12 protein-coding genes and 3 tRNA genes are annotated in these 15,753 nt (G+C 42.3%); 5 read left to right on the forward strand and 10 right to left on the reverse strand.

Going from position 1 to position 15,753, the window contains the following annotated elements:
* Positions 1-4: 4 nt before the first annotated feature.
* Positions 5-1,291: an N-acetylmuramoyl-L-alanine amidase AmiB gene (gene amiB / locus M1E86_RS18350; RefSeq protein WP_125890710.1), complete on the reverse strand. Its 1,287-nt coding sequence runs from the start codon at positions 1,289-1,291 to the stop codon at positions 5-7.
* Between the two features lie 14 nt (positions 1,292-1,305).
* Complete coding sequence (gene tsaE / locus M1E86_RS18355; RefSeq protein ID WP_125890711.1) at positions 1,306-1,770, reverse strand: tRNA (adenosine(37)-N6)-threonylcarbamoyltransferase complex ATPase subunit type 1 TsaE; 465 nt, start codon at positions 1,768-1,770, stop codon at positions 1,306-1,308.
* Positions 1,771-2,057: 287 nt separating this feature from the next.
* Here tsaE and queG point away from each other — a divergent pair, with 287 nt between their 5' ends.
* On the forward strand, positions 2,058-3,239 hold the full coding sequence (gene queG, locus M1E86_RS18360; protein ID WP_213913384.1) for a tRNA epoxyqueuosine(34) reductase QueG: 1,182 nt from the start codon (positions 2,058-2,060) through the stop codon (positions 3,237-3,239).
* A 683-nt stretch (positions 3,240-3,922) separates the two neighbouring features.
* Here queG and M1E86_RS18365 read toward each other — a convergent pair.
* The 4 genes from M1E86_RS18365 to orn all read right to left on the reverse strand — a co-directional run bounded on the left by M1E86_RS18365 (position 3,923) and on the right by orn (position 5,042).
* Positions 3,923-3,998: transfer RNA gene (locus M1E86_RS18365), tRNA-Gly, on the reverse strand.
* Between the two features lie 42 nt (positions 3,999-4,040).
* Positions 4,041-4,116, reverse strand: a tRNA-Gly gene (locus M1E86_RS18370).
* A gap of 40 nt (positions 4,117-4,156) precedes the next feature.
* Positions 4,157-4,232: transfer RNA gene (locus tag M1E86_RS18375), tRNA-Gly, on the reverse strand.
* A 264-nt stretch (positions 4,233-4,496) separates the two neighbouring features.
* Complete coding sequence (gene orn, locus M1E86_RS18380) at positions 4,497-5,042, reverse strand: oligoribonuclease (protein ID WP_213913385.1); 546 nt, start codon at positions 5,040-5,042, stop codon at positions 4,497-4,499.
* A gap of 109 nt (positions 5,043-5,151) precedes the next feature.
* On the opposite strand from orn, the gene rsgA reads away from it, so the two are divergent.
* The 4 genes from rsgA to M1E86_RS18400 all read left to right on the forward strand — a co-directional run bounded on the left by rsgA (position 5,152) and on the right by M1E86_RS18400 (position 10,980).
* A complete protein-coding gene (gene rsgA / locus M1E86_RS18385) occupies positions 5,152-6,204 on the forward strand; it encodes a small ribosomal subunit biogenesis GTPase RsgA (protein ID WP_125894380.1) in 1,053 nt (350 codons plus the stop codon).
* 157 nt (positions 6,205-6,361) lie between these two features.
* Positions 6,362-7,258 carry an archaetidylserine decarboxylase gene (gene asd, locus M1E86_RS18390; RefSeq protein WP_213913386.1) on the forward strand — a complete coding sequence of 299 codons (897 nt, stop codon included), beginning with the start codon at positions 6,362-6,364 and terminating at the stop codon, positions 7,256-7,258.
* A 33-nt stretch (positions 7,259-7,291) separates the two neighbouring features.
* A complete protein-coding gene (gene mscM, locus M1E86_RS18395; protein ID WP_213913387.1) occupies positions 7,292-10,633 on the forward strand; it encodes a miniconductance mechanosensitive channel MscM in 3,342 nt (1,113 codons plus the stop codon).
* A gap of 8 nt (positions 10,634-10,641) precedes the next feature.
* A complete protein-coding gene (locus M1E86_RS18400) occupies positions 10,642-10,980 on the forward strand; it encodes a hypothetical protein (RefSeq protein ID WP_213913388.1) in 339 nt (112 codons plus the stop codon).
* A 3-nt stretch (positions 10,981-10,983) separates the two neighbouring features.
* On the opposite strand, the gene M1E86_RS18405 is transcribed toward M1E86_RS18400, so the two are convergent.
* The 4 genes from M1E86_RS18405 to recQ all read right to left on the reverse strand — a co-directional run bounded on the left by M1E86_RS18405 (position 10,984) and on the right by recQ (position 15,712).
* Positions 10,984-11,787 carry a tetratricopeptide repeat protein gene (locus M1E86_RS18405; protein ID WP_125894279.1) on the reverse strand — a complete coding sequence of 268 codons (804 nt, stop codon included), beginning with the start codon at positions 11,785-11,787 and terminating at the stop codon, positions 10,984-10,986.
* A 256-nt stretch (positions 11,788-12,043) separates the two neighbouring features.
* Positions 12,044-12,856, reverse strand: coding sequence for a sugar/pyridoxal phosphate phosphatase YigL (yigL, locus tag M1E86_RS18410; protein WP_125894281.1), 813 nt, complete (start codon positions 12,854-12,856; stop codon positions 12,044-12,046).
* A gap of 13 nt (positions 12,857-12,869) precedes the next feature.
* Positions 12,870-13,865: a lysophospholipase L2 gene (pldB, locus tag M1E86_RS18415; protein ID WP_213913389.1), complete on the reverse strand. Its 996-nt coding sequence runs from the start codon at positions 13,863-13,865 to the stop codon at positions 12,870-12,872.
* A gap of 20 nt (positions 13,866-13,885) precedes the next feature.
* Positions 13,886-15,712 (reverse strand): ATP-dependent DNA helicase RecQ, encoded by a 1,827-nt coding sequence (recQ, locus tag M1E86_RS18420; RefSeq protein WP_213913390.1) that lies wholly within the window; start codon positions 15,710-15,712, stop codon positions 13,886-13,888.
* Positions 15,713-15,753: the final 41 nt, after the last annotated feature.

The following is a 15,753-nucleotide window of genomic DNA, read 5'->3' on the forward strand; positions in this document are numbered from 1 at the left end:
CCCCTTATTGTGGCGCCGCTTGTATTGGATTTGCCAAGAAATATTGACGCAATCCTAAATGAATCGCTTCTGCAACTTTGTCTTGGAATTCATTAGATTTTAGCAACTGCTCTTCCGCGGTATTACTAATAAACCCTGTTTCCACTAAAATCGATGGGATATCAGGAGAACGCAATACACCTAGACTTGCATGTTCAGGGGTTCTTTTGTGAATATTACCGACTTTTCGCAGCTGTTCGATCACTTTAACTGCAACATCGTACCCCACACGCTGAGAATGACCGAATTGTAAATCTAAAACAGCTTGGCTTAAGTAAGGGTCCGCGCCACTCAGTGCATCACCCGCCCCACCTAATAATTCCGATTGTTTTTCACGTTGTTCTAGCCAACTACCCAGTTCACTATTTGCACGTCGATTAGACAAAACCCATACTGATGCTCCGCGTGCGCTGCTATTCGGGGCCGAGTCTGCGTGAATAGACACCAACATATTCGCCCCTTTCTTACGTGCCACATCAGAACGACCACTAACAGAAATAAAATAATCACCGTCACGTGTCATCGCGGGCTTAAACATTGGGTCGGCTTCAAGGCGTTGGTATAATTTACGTGCAACGCTAAAAGTCACATCCTTTTCTTTATAACCATTCTTACCTATCGCACCCGGGTCTTTACCACCGTGACCTGCATCGATGGCAATGACAACCTGCTTACTGCCTTTTGGCATACTCTTATATTTAGTCGGTGTAGGTGTCGCAACAGGTGCAGACTCACTCATCTTCAACGGTTTATCTTGAGTGCTATTTACTGCTGGTTTAACCGTATTATTGGTTCGATTAAAAGAGGTAGAACCGGATGAACTCCCAGTCGATATCGTTAATACCAACTGATATTCACCTGAAACTTGTTTAAGTACCGCTTTCGCTTTTGCTGCTCGGGATAACTCCAAAACTAAGCGTTTGTGTTGGTTATCAGAAGGTTGGCTCGCTCGTACTAATTTTACGAGGTCTCCCGCAGGAACTTTAAGGGGTAAACCAATGATCTCACCTCGCTGTTTGATATCAACAACAAGGCGCTCAGGTGAATGCAATGGAAAATAGGAGTAATCGGGCTTACCATCAATAAAGCTTAGCACCACTTCTGCTTGTGATGGGCTGTTATTAACTTGAATATTTGATAATGTTGCCGCGTGCGCTTTTGCAGCAAACAGCCACATGACTGATACCATAAACAAGACGAAAACAGTAAAAAAACCCTTTTTTGTTATTCTGTGCATTGATGCATTCAACATGAGCAATAGCTTCCTTAGAGTAGGGGTAATGCTTCTAACAACGACTCCCCATTGGCAGAAAAAGCAACAAAGTGAGCCTGACGCCCTTCGCCTTGATAGGTCAGATGGAGCTCAAGATCCGCTTCAGGTAAAAAACCTTTACCTTGTTGCGGCCATTCGACCAAACAGATCGAATTTCCAGAAAAATAGTCACGAATTCCCATAAATTCAAGTTCTTCAGGATCAGCTAACCGATAGAGATCAAAGTGAAAAACTTGGCGATCTGCTAATTCATAGGGTTCAACCAAGGTGTAAGTTGGGCTTTTTACGTGACCTTGATGGCCCAGTGCTTGCAAGAAGCCTCGGCTAAAGGTCGTTTTCCCTGCGCCGAGATCACCATATAAATGAATAACTGTACCTTGATGGCAAGCCTTAGCGATAGCATTACCTAACGCAACAGTTTGCGCTTCATTGGCAAGTTGTATTGTACGTTCTTTCATATTGTTCTTTTTTATGTCATTAATAGGCTGTGTCGCCTGTTTATCCTTTAAATGCATAGTTTATATTGCTGTTCAAAATGCATAAAGAGATATCAACAAACATCAATATTACCGCTTATCTTAACCTAAGATGGGGCTTTTTTCTTAATTAACATTATCTAAATGATGAGTTCAGAAATATCCTATAATTGCTCTCAATACTGAGGGCATTTTTTCATCCCTTTTGATGAACAACGCAGGTCATGATAGAGTGCCTGCCGTTTTACTCTTTATCAATATAGGATCCGATGGCAAGATACCTCGATCTCGATCTTCTCGCTCAGAATATTAAACAATGGGGCATTGAAGCAGGTTTCCAACAAGTCGGGATCTGCGATACTGACCTGTCTGCGGAAGAGCCCAAATTACAAGCGTGGCTAGATAAACAATTTCATGGCGAGATGGAATGGATGAGCCGCCATGGGATGATGCGAGCCAGACCCCACGAACTGCATCCAGGCACGTTACGTGTCATTAGCGTGCGCATGAATTACTTGCCAGCTAAAGCCGCATTTGCCAGTACACTAAATAACCCTGAATTAGGTTATATCAGCCGCTATGCACTAGGGCGAGACTATCACAAGCTGTTAAAAAAACGCCTAAAACAACTTTCAGGTCGTGTTGTAGACTATTGTCGTGAATTTAATGGAATGATACTGGCCGATGGTACCACCATCGATGATCTTAATTTTCGACCTTTTGTCGATTCTGCTCCAATCTTAGAGCGTCCTCTTGCGGTAAAAGCGGGCTTAGGATGGACAGGAAAACATTCATTAGTTTTAAATCGTGAAGCAGGATCTTGGTTCTTCCTTGGTGAATTATTGATTAATTTACCCGTTCCTGTCGATAAACCTATCGAAGAAGATTGTGGCCGCTGTGTTGCTTGTATGACAACCTGCCCAACCGGTGCGATTGTTGAACCTTACACCGTCGATGCAAGGCGCTGTATTTCTTATCTCACCATCGAGCTAGATAGTGCTATCCCTGAAGAATTTCGCCCGCTAATGGGAAATCGGATTTACGGTTGTGATGACTGCCAGCTCATTTGCCCATGGAACCGTTTTTCTCAACTTACGGATGAAGACGATTTTAGCCCAAGAAAGGCGTTGCATACACCAGAACTGCTTGACTTGTTCTCATGGGACGAAAAAACCTTTTTGAAAGTGACCGAAGGCTCGGCGATCCGCCGCATTGGCTATATTAAGTGGTTAAGAAATATCAGTGTCGCGCTAGGCAACGCACCTTATCAAGATAGCATTGTTATCGCATTACAAAACCGGCTTGGAATTAACGCTATGTTGGATGAACACTTCCAATGGTCTATACAACAACAGCTTAACCGACGCAATGCAAACCAAGTTACAATCCAAACTTCGCAACAAAAACGTCTTGTACGAGCTATTAACAAAGGTTTACCGAGAGACGCCTAGAAAAAAGCCTGCCATATATCTGAAATCAAGAATTGTCAAATCAATGTGAATAAAATAAAAAATGCTTAGCTGACAATAGGTAAAGAATTTGCAAGCTACGCTAGCCTCATTTTGACAAAATAACCCACAAAACAATAAAATCAATAAGTTACAATAATGCAACTTAAACGCTAGAATTAATTAGCACAACAGAAATTTATTAATTAGCCTGTGGATAACTCTGTGTAATAAGTTATTTCAAATCGCGATAAAAGCGCAGGTTGATTGAGTTAGCTGTGGATAACTTTCTAATGTCTCGTTGAAAAGAAAAACACTGATTTTACGTTAACTAGCAATACAAAAGTGACCAAAAAGCAAGGTTAAAATGAAAAAATACTCGAAGTAAATAAAAAAGCATATTTTTGTTTATTGTTTAAACTTCGTGTTTTCATCTTAGAGATGGAAGTAAAACACCCTATTGCTAAGGGGTGGCTATTCTATTGTGCCCCGAAAGTGAATGCAAGCACAAATCTGGATATGATCCAAAAAAGATCGCAAAAACCTTTTAGATCCTAGTGTTCAAGGAATAAAATAGTGAACAAGCGCAGTTCGTATGCACTACGTGATTTCACTTAATAAAAGTGAGATAAATGGATATTATGTGAGATTTAATTAAGAAAAAAGTTAAGAGATAAAGAAAATATTGGAGCGGGAAACGAGACTCGAACTCGCGACCCCGACCTTGGCAAGGTCGTGCTCTACCAACTGAGCTATTCCCGCATTTGGTGGGTACTGTTCTTTCACTAAAACACTAAGAAAGTTTGGAGCGGGAAACGAGACTCGAACTCGCGACCCCGACCTTGGCAAGGTCGTGCTCTACCAACTGAGCTATTCCCGCATCACGAAAATAGTGCTTTAGCTAAAACATCAAGAAAATTTGGAGCGGGAAACGAGACTCGAACTCGCGGCCCCGACCTTGGCAAGGTCGTGCTCTACCAACTGAGCTATTCCCGCATCACATTTCTGGATGTTTCACGTGCCGACTCAATCACAAAAACTTCATCGGTACGGGGAGCGCATTATACGAAAAATTCAGATACTAGCAAGCCCTTGCGCTCAAAATTTTTATTTTTTTATCCGTTTGCCGACAAAACAATCACAATGATGATTTTATCGACACCCGTTGTAATAAACTGATTTCAATACGTTAACATTGTTAACTTATTGAGAAAAAACCGCGAATGAAAGTCGCCAATGGCGACTTTCATAACGAATCATTTATTCTTTAATAAATGTTTCCCGGTAATAAGCTAATTCAGCCACTGATTCACGAATATCATCAAGAGCTTGGTGGGTGTTTTTCTTCGAAAAACCCGCTAAAATTTCAGGTTTCCAGCGACGAGCGAGCTCTTTTAGTGTGCTGACATCAAGATAGCGATAATGGAAATAGCTTTCTAATTCAGGCATATAGTTGAATAGAAAACGCCTATCTTGCCCAACACTGTTCCCACAAATGGGTGATGCCCCCTGTGGAACCCATTGCTCTAAAAATTCAATCGTGGCTAACTCAGCTTCACGCTCACTTACGGTACTTTTGCGTACACGTTCAACTAAACCGCTGTTAGTATGAGTGTTTACATTCCATTCATCCATTAAAGCGAGTTGTTCATCCGTTTGATGTACTGCAATGACAGGGCCTTCTGCTAAAATATTAAGATGACTATCTGTTACAATGGTCGCTATTTCAATAATACGATCACGAACAGGATCGAGCCCTGTCATTTCTAAATCGATCCAAATTAAATTATTCTCATTCTTTTGCATGATATACCCTAACCGCATTCTATGAAGTTAAGGTATGATAGCACTCTTCATGCCATCAGTGACAGGCGTGAGTAACCCTAAAATACCGCCCACAGTAAAGAGAGGACAGGTGGCTAAACAGAAACTTTCGAAAGGCCAACAGCGCCGAGTTCAAGAAAATCATCAAAAAAGACTCAAAAAGCAAAAAACCGTTGAGATTGATGATAGCCAATTAGGTGAAGCACAAGAAGGCTTAGTCATCAGCCGTTTTGGGCAACATGCTGATATTCAAGCAAGTGACGGGACTATCCAGCGCTGTAACTTACGCAGAACCATTTCTTCCCTCGTTACAGGGGATAACGTGGTGTGGCGGCCTGCCCTGAACACACAAAGCGATATCAAAGTAAATGGCATTGTTGAAGCTGTTCATGAACGCCACTCTGTTCTGACTCGTCCCGATTATTATGATGGCTTGAAACCGATTGCCGCTAATATTGACCAAATTGTCGTGGTTTCCGCTATTTTACCTGAGCTTTCGCTGAATATTATTGACCGTTATTTGGTTGCCTGTGAAACCACGGGGATTAAGCCTGTTATCGTTCTTAATAAAGTCGACTTACTCGACGACGAAAACCGCGAGTGGGTAAGCGATTTGATGACGATTTATAGTGATATTGGCTATCAAGTTCTCGAAGTTTCAAGCCATACCAATGAAGGCATGGAAGCGCTTACTAACGCGCTAGCAGGTAAAGTGTCCGTGTTTGTTGGGCAGTCTGGTGTGGGTAAATCCAGTTTATTAAACGCATTGCTTCCACACAATGAAGAAGCCATTTTAGTCAATGACGTTTCAGACAACTCAGGGCTGGGGCAACACACAACAACGACAGCCCGCTTATATCATTTCCCATTGGGAGGTGATGTGATTGACTCCCCTGGTGTGCGTGAGTTTGGTTTGTGGCATTTAACCACGGAACAAGTGACCAAAGGATTTGTCGAATTTAAAGATTACCTTGGTGGCTGTAAATTCCGTGACTGTAAACATTTGGATGATCCTGGTTGCCTGTTACGTGAAGCCGTAGAAGCAAATAAAATTGCGGAATCACGTTTTGAAAACTACCATCGCATTTTAGAAAGCATGGAGCAAATCAAGCCTCGTGGCAATTTTATGGCAAAAGAGAAATAATGTTAGTGAGTACTTACAAAATACCTAACTAACACTAAACTCGCTCTAAATAATTTAATCACGGTTAGTCAGTTACGCGACCGTTTGAAATATGACGAGTAAACTGTGTACAATAACCGCCCTTTTGCTAACATACCTTTAAAAATCAGAGGTTAACGTGCTAGATAAAATTAAAATTCGCTTGCAATATATGCTTCCAAAACAATGTCTTACTGAATTTGCTGGCTGGTTCGCAAGTCGCAATGCGGGTTTCATGACGCAATGGGCAATTAAACTGTTCGCAAAAGTCTATAAAGTGAACATGAATGAAGCACAAAAAAGCGAGCTTACGGCTTATGCCACTTTTAATGATTTCTTTGTCCGTCTGTTAAAAGAAGGCGCTCGCCCTATTGTCGAAAAAGAGCACCAACTTGCTCAGCCTGCTGACGGTGCCGTGAGCCAATTAGGTCCAATAAATGATGACCTTATCTTCCAAGCTAAAGGCCATCATTACACCGTTGAAGCGTTACTTGCGGGTCAATACCAATTAGCAGAACGTTTTCGTGGCGGTGACTTTATTACCACTTACCTCTCCCCAAGTGACTATCACCGTGTACACATGCCATGTGATGGCTTACTCAAAGAGATGATTTATGTACCAGGGGATTTATTCTCTGTAAATCCATTAACGGCACAAAATGTTCCCAACCTGTTTGCACGAAATGAACGTTTGATTTGTGTCTTTGACACCCCTGTCGGCCTAATGGTACAAATCCTTGTAGGTGCAACCATCGTTGGTAGTATCGAGACGGTTTGGAGCGGTTGCGTTAACGCCACGCGTGAAGGTGTCATCAAACGTTGGGTTTACCCTGAGCTGGATTCTGAAGGTGCTGTTTTCTTGAAAAAAGGTGAGGAAATGGGGCTATTTAAACTGGGCTCAACGGTGATTAATTTATTTGAGCCAAATAAAGTAACCTTTAATTCATCACTGATCCCCGGTTATGCAACTCGCATGGGTGAATTACTCGCTGAAACTGTTACAAATACAGTGGCAGAAGAGTCCGTTGACGCTTAATTAAATTATTATTCCTTGAAGGAGCTCCTCACTGTGCGTGTGATTATCAGTTTTTTTCTTAGCCTGTTAATCGTTTTTTCTTCCGTTGCAGCGCCGACTGCAGCGCAGGACGAAGCACAGATTAAGCAGGAGCTCAAACAACTCGAGTCAAGCACCAATCCTAAAGATGCAGAGATAGCGCAAGCATTACAGGGCGCGCTAAATTGGATGAGTGAGACACGTGATTCCGACGCTAAAGCCAAGTCTTACCAAGAAGCTATTGATAATTTCCCTAAAATCATCAAAGAAATAAGACAAAAAATCCTCAATGAAAGTGATGAGCCTACCCCTATACCCGTTGGTATCAGTCTAGGTGAGCTTGAGCAACGCATTATTCAACTTAGCAGCCAATTACTTGATCTAAGCCGCTTAACTCAGCAAGAACAAGATAAAGGCCGCGAAATCAGTGAATCACTCAGTATTCTCCCACAACAACTTTCTGAGGCGAGGCGTTTGCTCAACGAAGCCTCTTCGCGTTTTCAGTCTCTGAGTACACCATCAACACCATTAGCCGATGCCCAGTACACTTTGGCTCAAGCCGAAGTAAGCGCTCGCAAATCCGTAGTTAATGAGCTGGAAATGGCCCAGCTTTCTGCCAATAATCGTCAAGAAATTTCACGGCTTACGTTGGAATTATATAAAAAACGCTACCAACGTATGGAACTTGAATTACAAAACCTGCGGGATTTCCAAAATACCCAACGCCAACAAAAAGCAATCTTAGCGCTAGAACACACAGAGATGTTGGCTGCGCAAGGTGAGCTTACGCCATTTTTAACTGAGCAGCTTGATATTAATCGAAAAATGTCTCAGGAATTAACCGCTCAAGCACAACGTATGAGCGCGATTACTAATAGCCAAGCCGAAATTTCAACGAGTATCCGTGATGCACGCCAAGCACTCACAACTATTCGTGAACAAGCTCAATGGATCAGCAGCTCAAGTACATTAGGGGAAGCACTCCGAACACAGCTCTCTCGCTTGCCTGATATTCCCAAAAGCCAGCAACTTGATCGTGAAATGGCGGCTTTACGTGTTCAACGATTAAATTATGAAGATAGCCTCGATAGACTAAGTAAAATAGATACAACCGAGCAGGAAACCGAACATGGGCTCAATGCAGCTCAAGTGCAAGTTTATCAGTCATTGATTAAAACGCGTCGTGAGCTACTAACCTCTTTAATTTCAGGTCTCGATGCTGAAATGTTGGAGCTAACCAAGCTCAATGTCGCTACAGGGCAGTTGACCGATGCATTGAAAGAGGTCAAAGATGCCTCAAACCGTTATCTTTTCTGGGTCGCTGATGTTCCACCGATTAGCATCAGCTACCCCGTTATGTTAGTGACTGATATTACTCAATTACTTTCTTTGGATACCTTGTCTCAACTGGCTGGTGCTCTGCGTGTTATGCTAACGACACAAGATACCTTTTTGTATCTTTTAGGTTCGATAGCCTTAGTCATTTTCAGTATTAGCACACGTAAACACTATCAAGCATTTCTTGACCGCTCCAGTTTACGCATTGGTAAAGTGACACAAGACCGTTTCTACTTAACCATTCGCACTATTTTCTGGTCAATTATTGTTGCACTACCTCTCCCTATGATGTGGTCCGCCATCGGTTATGGCTTACAAAGTGCATGGCAGTTCCCAATGGCTGCTGCCATCGGCTATGGCGTTAGTGCCACGACACCGTTGTTGTGGCTATTTATGATCAGCGAAACATTCTCTCGCCCTACAGGGTTATTTATTTCTCACTTCGGTTGGGATAAAGACTCGGTTAAGCGTGCGATGCGCTATTACCGAATGGCTATTTTTGTCATCGTTCCATTAGTCATGGCAATTATTACCTTTGAACATTATAGCGATAGGGAATTTGCAGCTAGTATTGGCCGCTTATGCTTTATCTTTTTATGTGTCGCACTTAGCTTAATTACCAACAACTTACGCCGCTCACAGATCCCTCTCTATTTAGATAGACATGGGTCCGGTGAGAATATTGTTAATCAAGCATTGTGGTGGATGATATTACTCGCACCTATTGTTGCTGGGTTTTTCTCCATTTTAGGTTATTTTTCAACCTCACAAGCCTTACTAGCGCGCTTAGAAACCTCCGTTGCTATTTGGTTTGTCATCCTCATCATTTACCACACTATTCGCCGCTGGATGTCAATGCAGCGCCGTAAATTAGCCTTTGAGCGAGCAAAACAGCGCCGTGCTGAAATATTAGCGCAACGTGCTAAAGGTGAGGACGATAGCCAGCAAGCAAATGCCAGCAGTGAAGGGAATATTGATATCGAAGAACAGGTTATCGACTTAGATGCCATCAGCACCCAATCCGTTGGGTTAGTTCGTTCGATTTTAACTATGATTGCCTTGGTTTCATTGATTTGGCTGTGGTCTGAGCTACATACAGCATTCTCTTTCCTTGAAAATATACGCTTATGGGATGTGACATCAACCGTTAATGGCGTTGATACTGTTCAACCTATTACCATGGGCTCAATTTTTATTGCTATTTTGACTATTATCGTTACTGCCCAATTAGTGCGTAACTTGCCCGCTTTACTTGAGCTGGCCGTACTCCAACATTTGGATTTAACACCCGGTACCGGCTACGCCATCAGTACATTAACAAAATATACGATTACTATTATCGGAACCATTGTTGGCTTCTCTATGTTAGGGATTGAGTGGTCAAAACTGCAATGGCTTGTTGCTGCAATGGGGGTCGGGCTTGGTTTCGGTTTACAAGAAATTTTTGCTAATATTATCTCGGGGTTGATGATCTTATTTGAAAAACCGATCCGAATTGGAGATACCGTCACTATTCGTAACTTGACCGGCAGTATTACCAAGATCAACACTCGTGCCACTACACTGACGGACTGGGACAGAAAAGAAATTATTGTGCCAAATAAGGCATTTATTACTGAACAATTTATTAACTGGTCGCTGTCTGACACGATCACACGTATTGTGATGACCATTCCAGCACCTTCTGACGCCAATAGTGAACTGGTGACAGATACCATTTTACGTGCAGCCAAACGTTCTACCATGATCTTAGATAACCCTGCGCCAGAGGTTTATCTGGTTGATTTACAACAAGGTATTCAAATTTTCGAATTACGTGTCTATGCTGCTGAGATGGGCCACCGGTTACCTGCACGTCATGAAATCCATCAAAACATCTTAGTTTCCTTTGCTGAACAAGGGATTACCTTACCATTCCCACCATTCCAAGCAAGGGTGGATGTCCGTGATAATTCGCTACAAAGTGCGACAAACAATCTTTCGGCACGTAATCCAAGCCGTAAACCAGGGGAACTGTAAGCCGTATTATGCGATTAAAACTAGATGATAAAGATGAGTTGGTGACATTGAAGATCGCCCAACTTGAGCGTGTTGGGTCGATTTTATTCTTTTTAATTCCATTAATTATCTTATTAATTGTTGGGAAAGCTTTTGCATTTAATACACTGTACCTTTGGCAAGTGTATTGTGCGGTTTATATCGTTGGGTTTCGTGTACTTTGTGGCAAGCTATCATCACAACAGCTACAGCTAGCTATGCGTCGAGGCTGGGGGAATAACCGTTTCTATCGGCTTTCGTGGTGTTATCTTGTATTCTCTATAGCCATAATGGTGGGATACAAAATAGTCTCCCACACATCGGCTTAGTCATTAGCTGGCTTTGAAACCGTACGATTTAATGTAGTTTTCTGCTAATTTTTGTGCCTGCTGTAATTCTTCAGGATTTAACTGATCCGCTATCTTTTTTTGCAGGCGATGGCTTTCTGCGTTGCCACTGAACACTGCAGTTGCAAGCCATGCGTAGGCTTGTTGCAAGTTTTTCTTCACGCCACGTCCTTCAGAGTACATAACGCCTAAGCGGTCTTGAGACTTAGCATCTTTTTGCTTTGCGGCTTTTCTAAACCAAAACACCGCCTTTTCATCATCTAAATCAACGCCGCTACCAATCGAGTACATTTGACCTATTTGGAATTGAGCAAGTATGTTTCCGCCTTGCGCTGCTTTTCTAAACCAAAATGCCGCTTTTTCTAAATTTTGAGTGACACCTAAGCCTTGCGCATACATCATCGCCATATTGGTTTCAGCTCGCGTATCACCTTGTTCTGCTGCTTGCTCATACCATAGCATCGCTTTGTCATAATCACGACGCACACCAAAACCATTAACAAACATCGTGCCAAGACGGAATTGCGCATCTGAATTCCCTTGGTTCCCAGCCTTGATAAACCACTCAGCCGCTGCTTTAGAATCTTGAGAAACACCTAACCCTTTAAAATAACGTTCACCTAGCTGGAATTGGGCTTTAGGATCACCTTTTTGGGCTAACTGCGTAATTTGTTCAATCGAGGGTTCTTGTGCTGCTGTTGCCGATGCTGGCACAGGGGTAGGTTTAGCGGTTAAAACGGAACTATAACAAATCGAGCCCAACAACAATACTAACGCTATTCTTTTCATCCTAAGGAACCCTCAACAGTGCAATATGCAAACTGTGAAAACAGTGCTATCCATTAATATCGACCTAAACACTCATCCCCCTAGTTTAAATTTACTTTCTGTCAGAAAAAATAGGAAAAGTGGCCTAAATTTCACAAAAAGCACGTTTCGCTGTATTTTCTCTATGGGAACTTGTGTTTTTCATCTAATTACAATAATAAAAAACCAGATAAACATAATGCCTATCTGGTTTCTCTATTTCAAATAACAAAATAAATTATGCGTTGTTAAGGTATTTATTTCTCAGGTAGCGAGCGACTGCATCATCACTGTTCGAGCCAATAACTTCCATCTGCGGTAACGCATCTTTCAGCAACTGGTGCGCATTTTCCATGATGCAGCCTTTTCCAGCCATCGTCAGCATTTCTTTGTCATTCATACCATCACCAAAAGCAATACTATCACTCGGTGTATAACCATGTAGTGCGGCCACTTGCTTCAGTGCCTCACCTTTAGAAACACTACCAGCCATAACTTCTAAACAGCTACGCAGTGAAAACGTGACATTCACTTTATCTTGCCAACGTGCTTGAATACGCTGCTGTAAATCCACCAGCAAATCATGATCTTCACTGGTATAGTAAACTTTACAGACCTCAGAAGTGACAAAGTCATGGCGATCAAATAACTGATAGTTAAATACCGATTCTTTAAAAAATTCTTTTTGTTCAGGGCTTTCACGGTTGATAAACCAATCATCACCATGGTAGTAGTTAGTGATAAGTTCAGGGTTATCAAATTCCATCAAACACAACTCGTGAGCAATTTCAGGCGCAACATTGTGCTCAAAAATCAAGTCACCGCGAGTATTATGGATCCGTGCGCCGTTAGACGTGATCATATACGCATCGATGCCTAAACCATCGCGGATTTGAGCAACATCCACATGATGACGGCCTGTTGCAAACACAAAATGCACATCTTGCGAAGTCACTAGCTGTTTCAAGGTGTCTTTGGTATAAGACGTTAAGTCATGATTGGGAGATAACAGTGTCCCATCTAAATCGGAAGCAACTACAGGATATTTCATATTCAAACCCTAACTAATACTGCTCAAAAAAATCACAGATAGCATTGAGCGCCATCGCTCTTAATGCATCCACTTCAAATAGGATTTCATGGTGTGCCCCTTCTATAATGAGAGGTAATTTTTCTTCTCGTCCTATTTGCGCTTTTTGCCTGCTTTGACAAAAAGCTTGTAGCTCTTTATTGCTGACCACTTTTTCTTCACTGGCTTCTAACACCATCAGTGGTACATCAATCTCTCCCGCTCTCGCAATTAGCTCATCGCCAATCACAAAACTCTCACGTAACCAATGGTAAGTTGGCCCACCTAAGCGCAATTCGGGATAATCGGCGTAATAGCGTAAGTAACGCCGATAACGCTCCGGGCTGTGTGTTAATACGTTGATTAAATAAGGTAACGGCTGCCATTTCCCAGTAGAAGCCGCGTAGTCATTACGAACACTTTCGCGAGATTCGGCCCTATCAACAATAAAGCTCGCCATCCAACGAGGCATCGGTAGATTAATTCCAATCATCGGTGCACATAAGGTTGCAGCATCAAATGTGACGCTATCTCGCAATAAATACCCGGCTAAGATAGCACTCCCCATTGAGTGAGCTAACGCGTAACATTTTGGATAATGCCGATATTTAACTTCAAGCTCAATGAACTTTTCAAAATCATCAATGTAGTCAGTGAATTTTTCAACATGACCTTTTTGAGGATCCGCTAACATGCGCCCTGATCGGCCTTGGCCGCGATGATCAATAATAAAAACATCATAGCCTAAATGATAAAAATCATAAGCCACTTCCGGGTACTTTACATAGCTTTCACTGCGTCCTGGTGAAATAACAATCGCTTTGTGATGCTTAGGGTGAATAAATCGGACATAGTGAATGGGAATATCATCAACACCTATAAATTGAGATTCTTCACGGCGTTGCCAGAAATCTAAAAGTGGGCCATTTGTAAAAGCAGAAAATTGAGTTTCTCGATTCAGCCAACTCTCTTTTAGGTGTTCAGGCGTCATCCAACAGCTTCCTTATTTATTCATTCATAACCTTCAAGATGGTCTTGGATAAGTGCCATAAATGCCACTCCAAAACGTTCGAGTTTGCGCTCGCCAACACCATTAATTAATAATAATTCGGCTGGTGAAGTCGGAGTGTGCTCAGCCATTTCAATCAATGTTGCATCATTAAACACCACAAATGGCGGAATATTTTCTTCATCTGCAATGGATTTACGCAGTTTACGCAGTTTCGCAAAGAGCTTTTTATCATAATTGCCATGATAAATTTTGTTTTGTTGATTACGGCTTTTTACCACTAAAACACGCGGAACTGCGAGTTTCAGTGTCGCTTCACCCCGTAATATTGGCCTTGCAGCCTCAGTTAATTGAAGCGCTGAAAAATGCGTAATATTCTGTGTGATCATACCTAAATGGATCAGCTGACGGATCACACTGACCCAATGTTCATTACTTTGTTCTTTACCGATACCGTAAACAGGCAGTTTGTCATGACCTAAGTCGCGGATACGCTGATTATTCGCACCACGTAATACTTCTACAATATAGCCGATACCAAAGCGCTGACCAACACGATAAATACAAGATAGTGCTTTTTGCGCATCAACTAATCCATCGTACTGTTTTGGTGGATCTAAGCAAATATCACAGTTACCACAAGGTTGCTGGCGATTTTCACCAAAATAATTGAGTAGTACCAAACGACGGCAGGTTTGCGCTTCGGCAAAAGCGGCGATAGCATTCAGCTTATGTCGTTCAATATCTTGCTGCATACCCGCTGGCTTTTCTTCAAGACAACGACGTAACCATGCCATATCTGCTGGGTCATAGAATAAAATGGCTTCGGCTTCAACACCATCACGCCCTGCTCGCCCTGTTTCTTGATAATACGCTTCGATATTACGCGGAATATCGAAATGAGCGACAAACCGAACATTTGATTTGTTTATTCCCATCCCAAAAGCCACTGTTGCCACAACAACTTGTAGGTTATCTTTTAGAAATGCATCTTGTACCCATTCACGTTGTGCAGTATCTAACCCTGCATGGTATGCCGCAACACTTAAGCCGCGTTTTTGCAATCGCTCTGTCGTTTCTTCAACCTTACTGCGACTATTACAATAAACAATACCCGCTTTGCCTTTTTGGCCTTTAATAAAAAACCAAAGTTGATCTAAAGGCTTATATTTTTCGACTAAGGTATAACGAATATTTGGCCTATCAAAGCTACTCACATGGACGAGTGGCTCATGGAGTTCTAATAAACGAATAATGTCTGCACGTGTGGTTTCATCCGCAGTCGCGGTTAGCGCCATCACGGGTACATTGGGTAATGATTGCCGTAATTGACCTAGTGCGCGGTATTCAGGCCGAAAATCATGCCCCCATTGGGAAATACAGTGGGCTTCATCCACCGCTAGCAAGGTGATATTCCATCCTGCTAGTTGGCTTAGAAAATAGTCAGTTAACAACCTTTCAGGGGCAACATACAGTAGTTTTATTTCCCCCTGACTGCACCGCTCAATAATTTGACGTTGTTCTTGTGACGTTTGCGATGAATTTAAACACGCAGCATTAACCCCATGTAACCGCAATTGGTCAACTTGGTCTTTCATTAATGAAATTAAGGGAGAAACCACCAGTGTAACGCCCTCTTTCACTAAAGCAGGAACTTGATAACAAAGGGATTTCCCGCCCCCAGTTGGCATTAACACTAAGCAATCACGGTTATCCAGGATGGCCCCAATAACGGCATCTTGCCCTGGGCGAAATGACTGATAACCAAATGTACTATTGAGCACATTTTCAGCCAATGAAAGTGGGTTAATGACGCAAGCAGTGGACACAAACTTCCTCAATCGATAAAACAAGTCGCTGCCCAATTGAG

Origin of the sequence: Providencia sp. PROV200, assembly GCF_049901995.1 — a bacterium.
GTDB classification, from domain to species: domain Bacteria; phylum Pseudomonadota; class Gammaproteobacteria; order Enterobacterales; family Enterobacteriaceae; genus Providencia; species Providencia rettgeri_E.

Coding starts and splice junctions, on each gene's coding strand:
- orn (WP_213913385.1), bottom strand. CDS start 5,042: ATGCAAAAGAATGAGAATAATTTAATTTGGATCGATTTAGAAATGACA.
- amiB (WP_125890710.1), bottom strand. CDS start 1,291: ATGTTGAATGCATCAATGCACAGAATAACAAAAAAGGGTTTTTTTACT.
- pldB (WP_213913389.1), bottom strand. CDS start 13,865: ATGACGCCTGAACACCTAAAAGAGAGTTGGCTGAATCGAGAAACTCAA.
- yigL (WP_125894281.1), bottom strand. CDS start 12,856: ATGAAATATCCTGTAGTTGCTTCCGATTTAGATGGGACACTGTTATCT.
- M1E86_RS18400 (WP_213913388.1), top strand. CDS start 10,642: ATGCGATTAAAACTAGATGATAAAGATGAGTTGGTGACATTGAAGATC.
- tsaE (WP_125890711.1), bottom strand. CDS start 1,770: ATGAAAGAACGTACAATACAACTTGCCAATGAAGCGCAAACTGTTGCG.
- M1E86_RS18405 (WP_125894279.1), bottom strand. CDS start 11,787: ATGAAAAGAATAGCGTTAGTATTGTTGTTGGGCTCGATTTGTTATAGT.
- queG (WP_213913384.1), top strand. CDS start 2,058: ATGGCAAGATACCTCGATCTCGATCTTCTCGCTCAGAATATTAAACAA.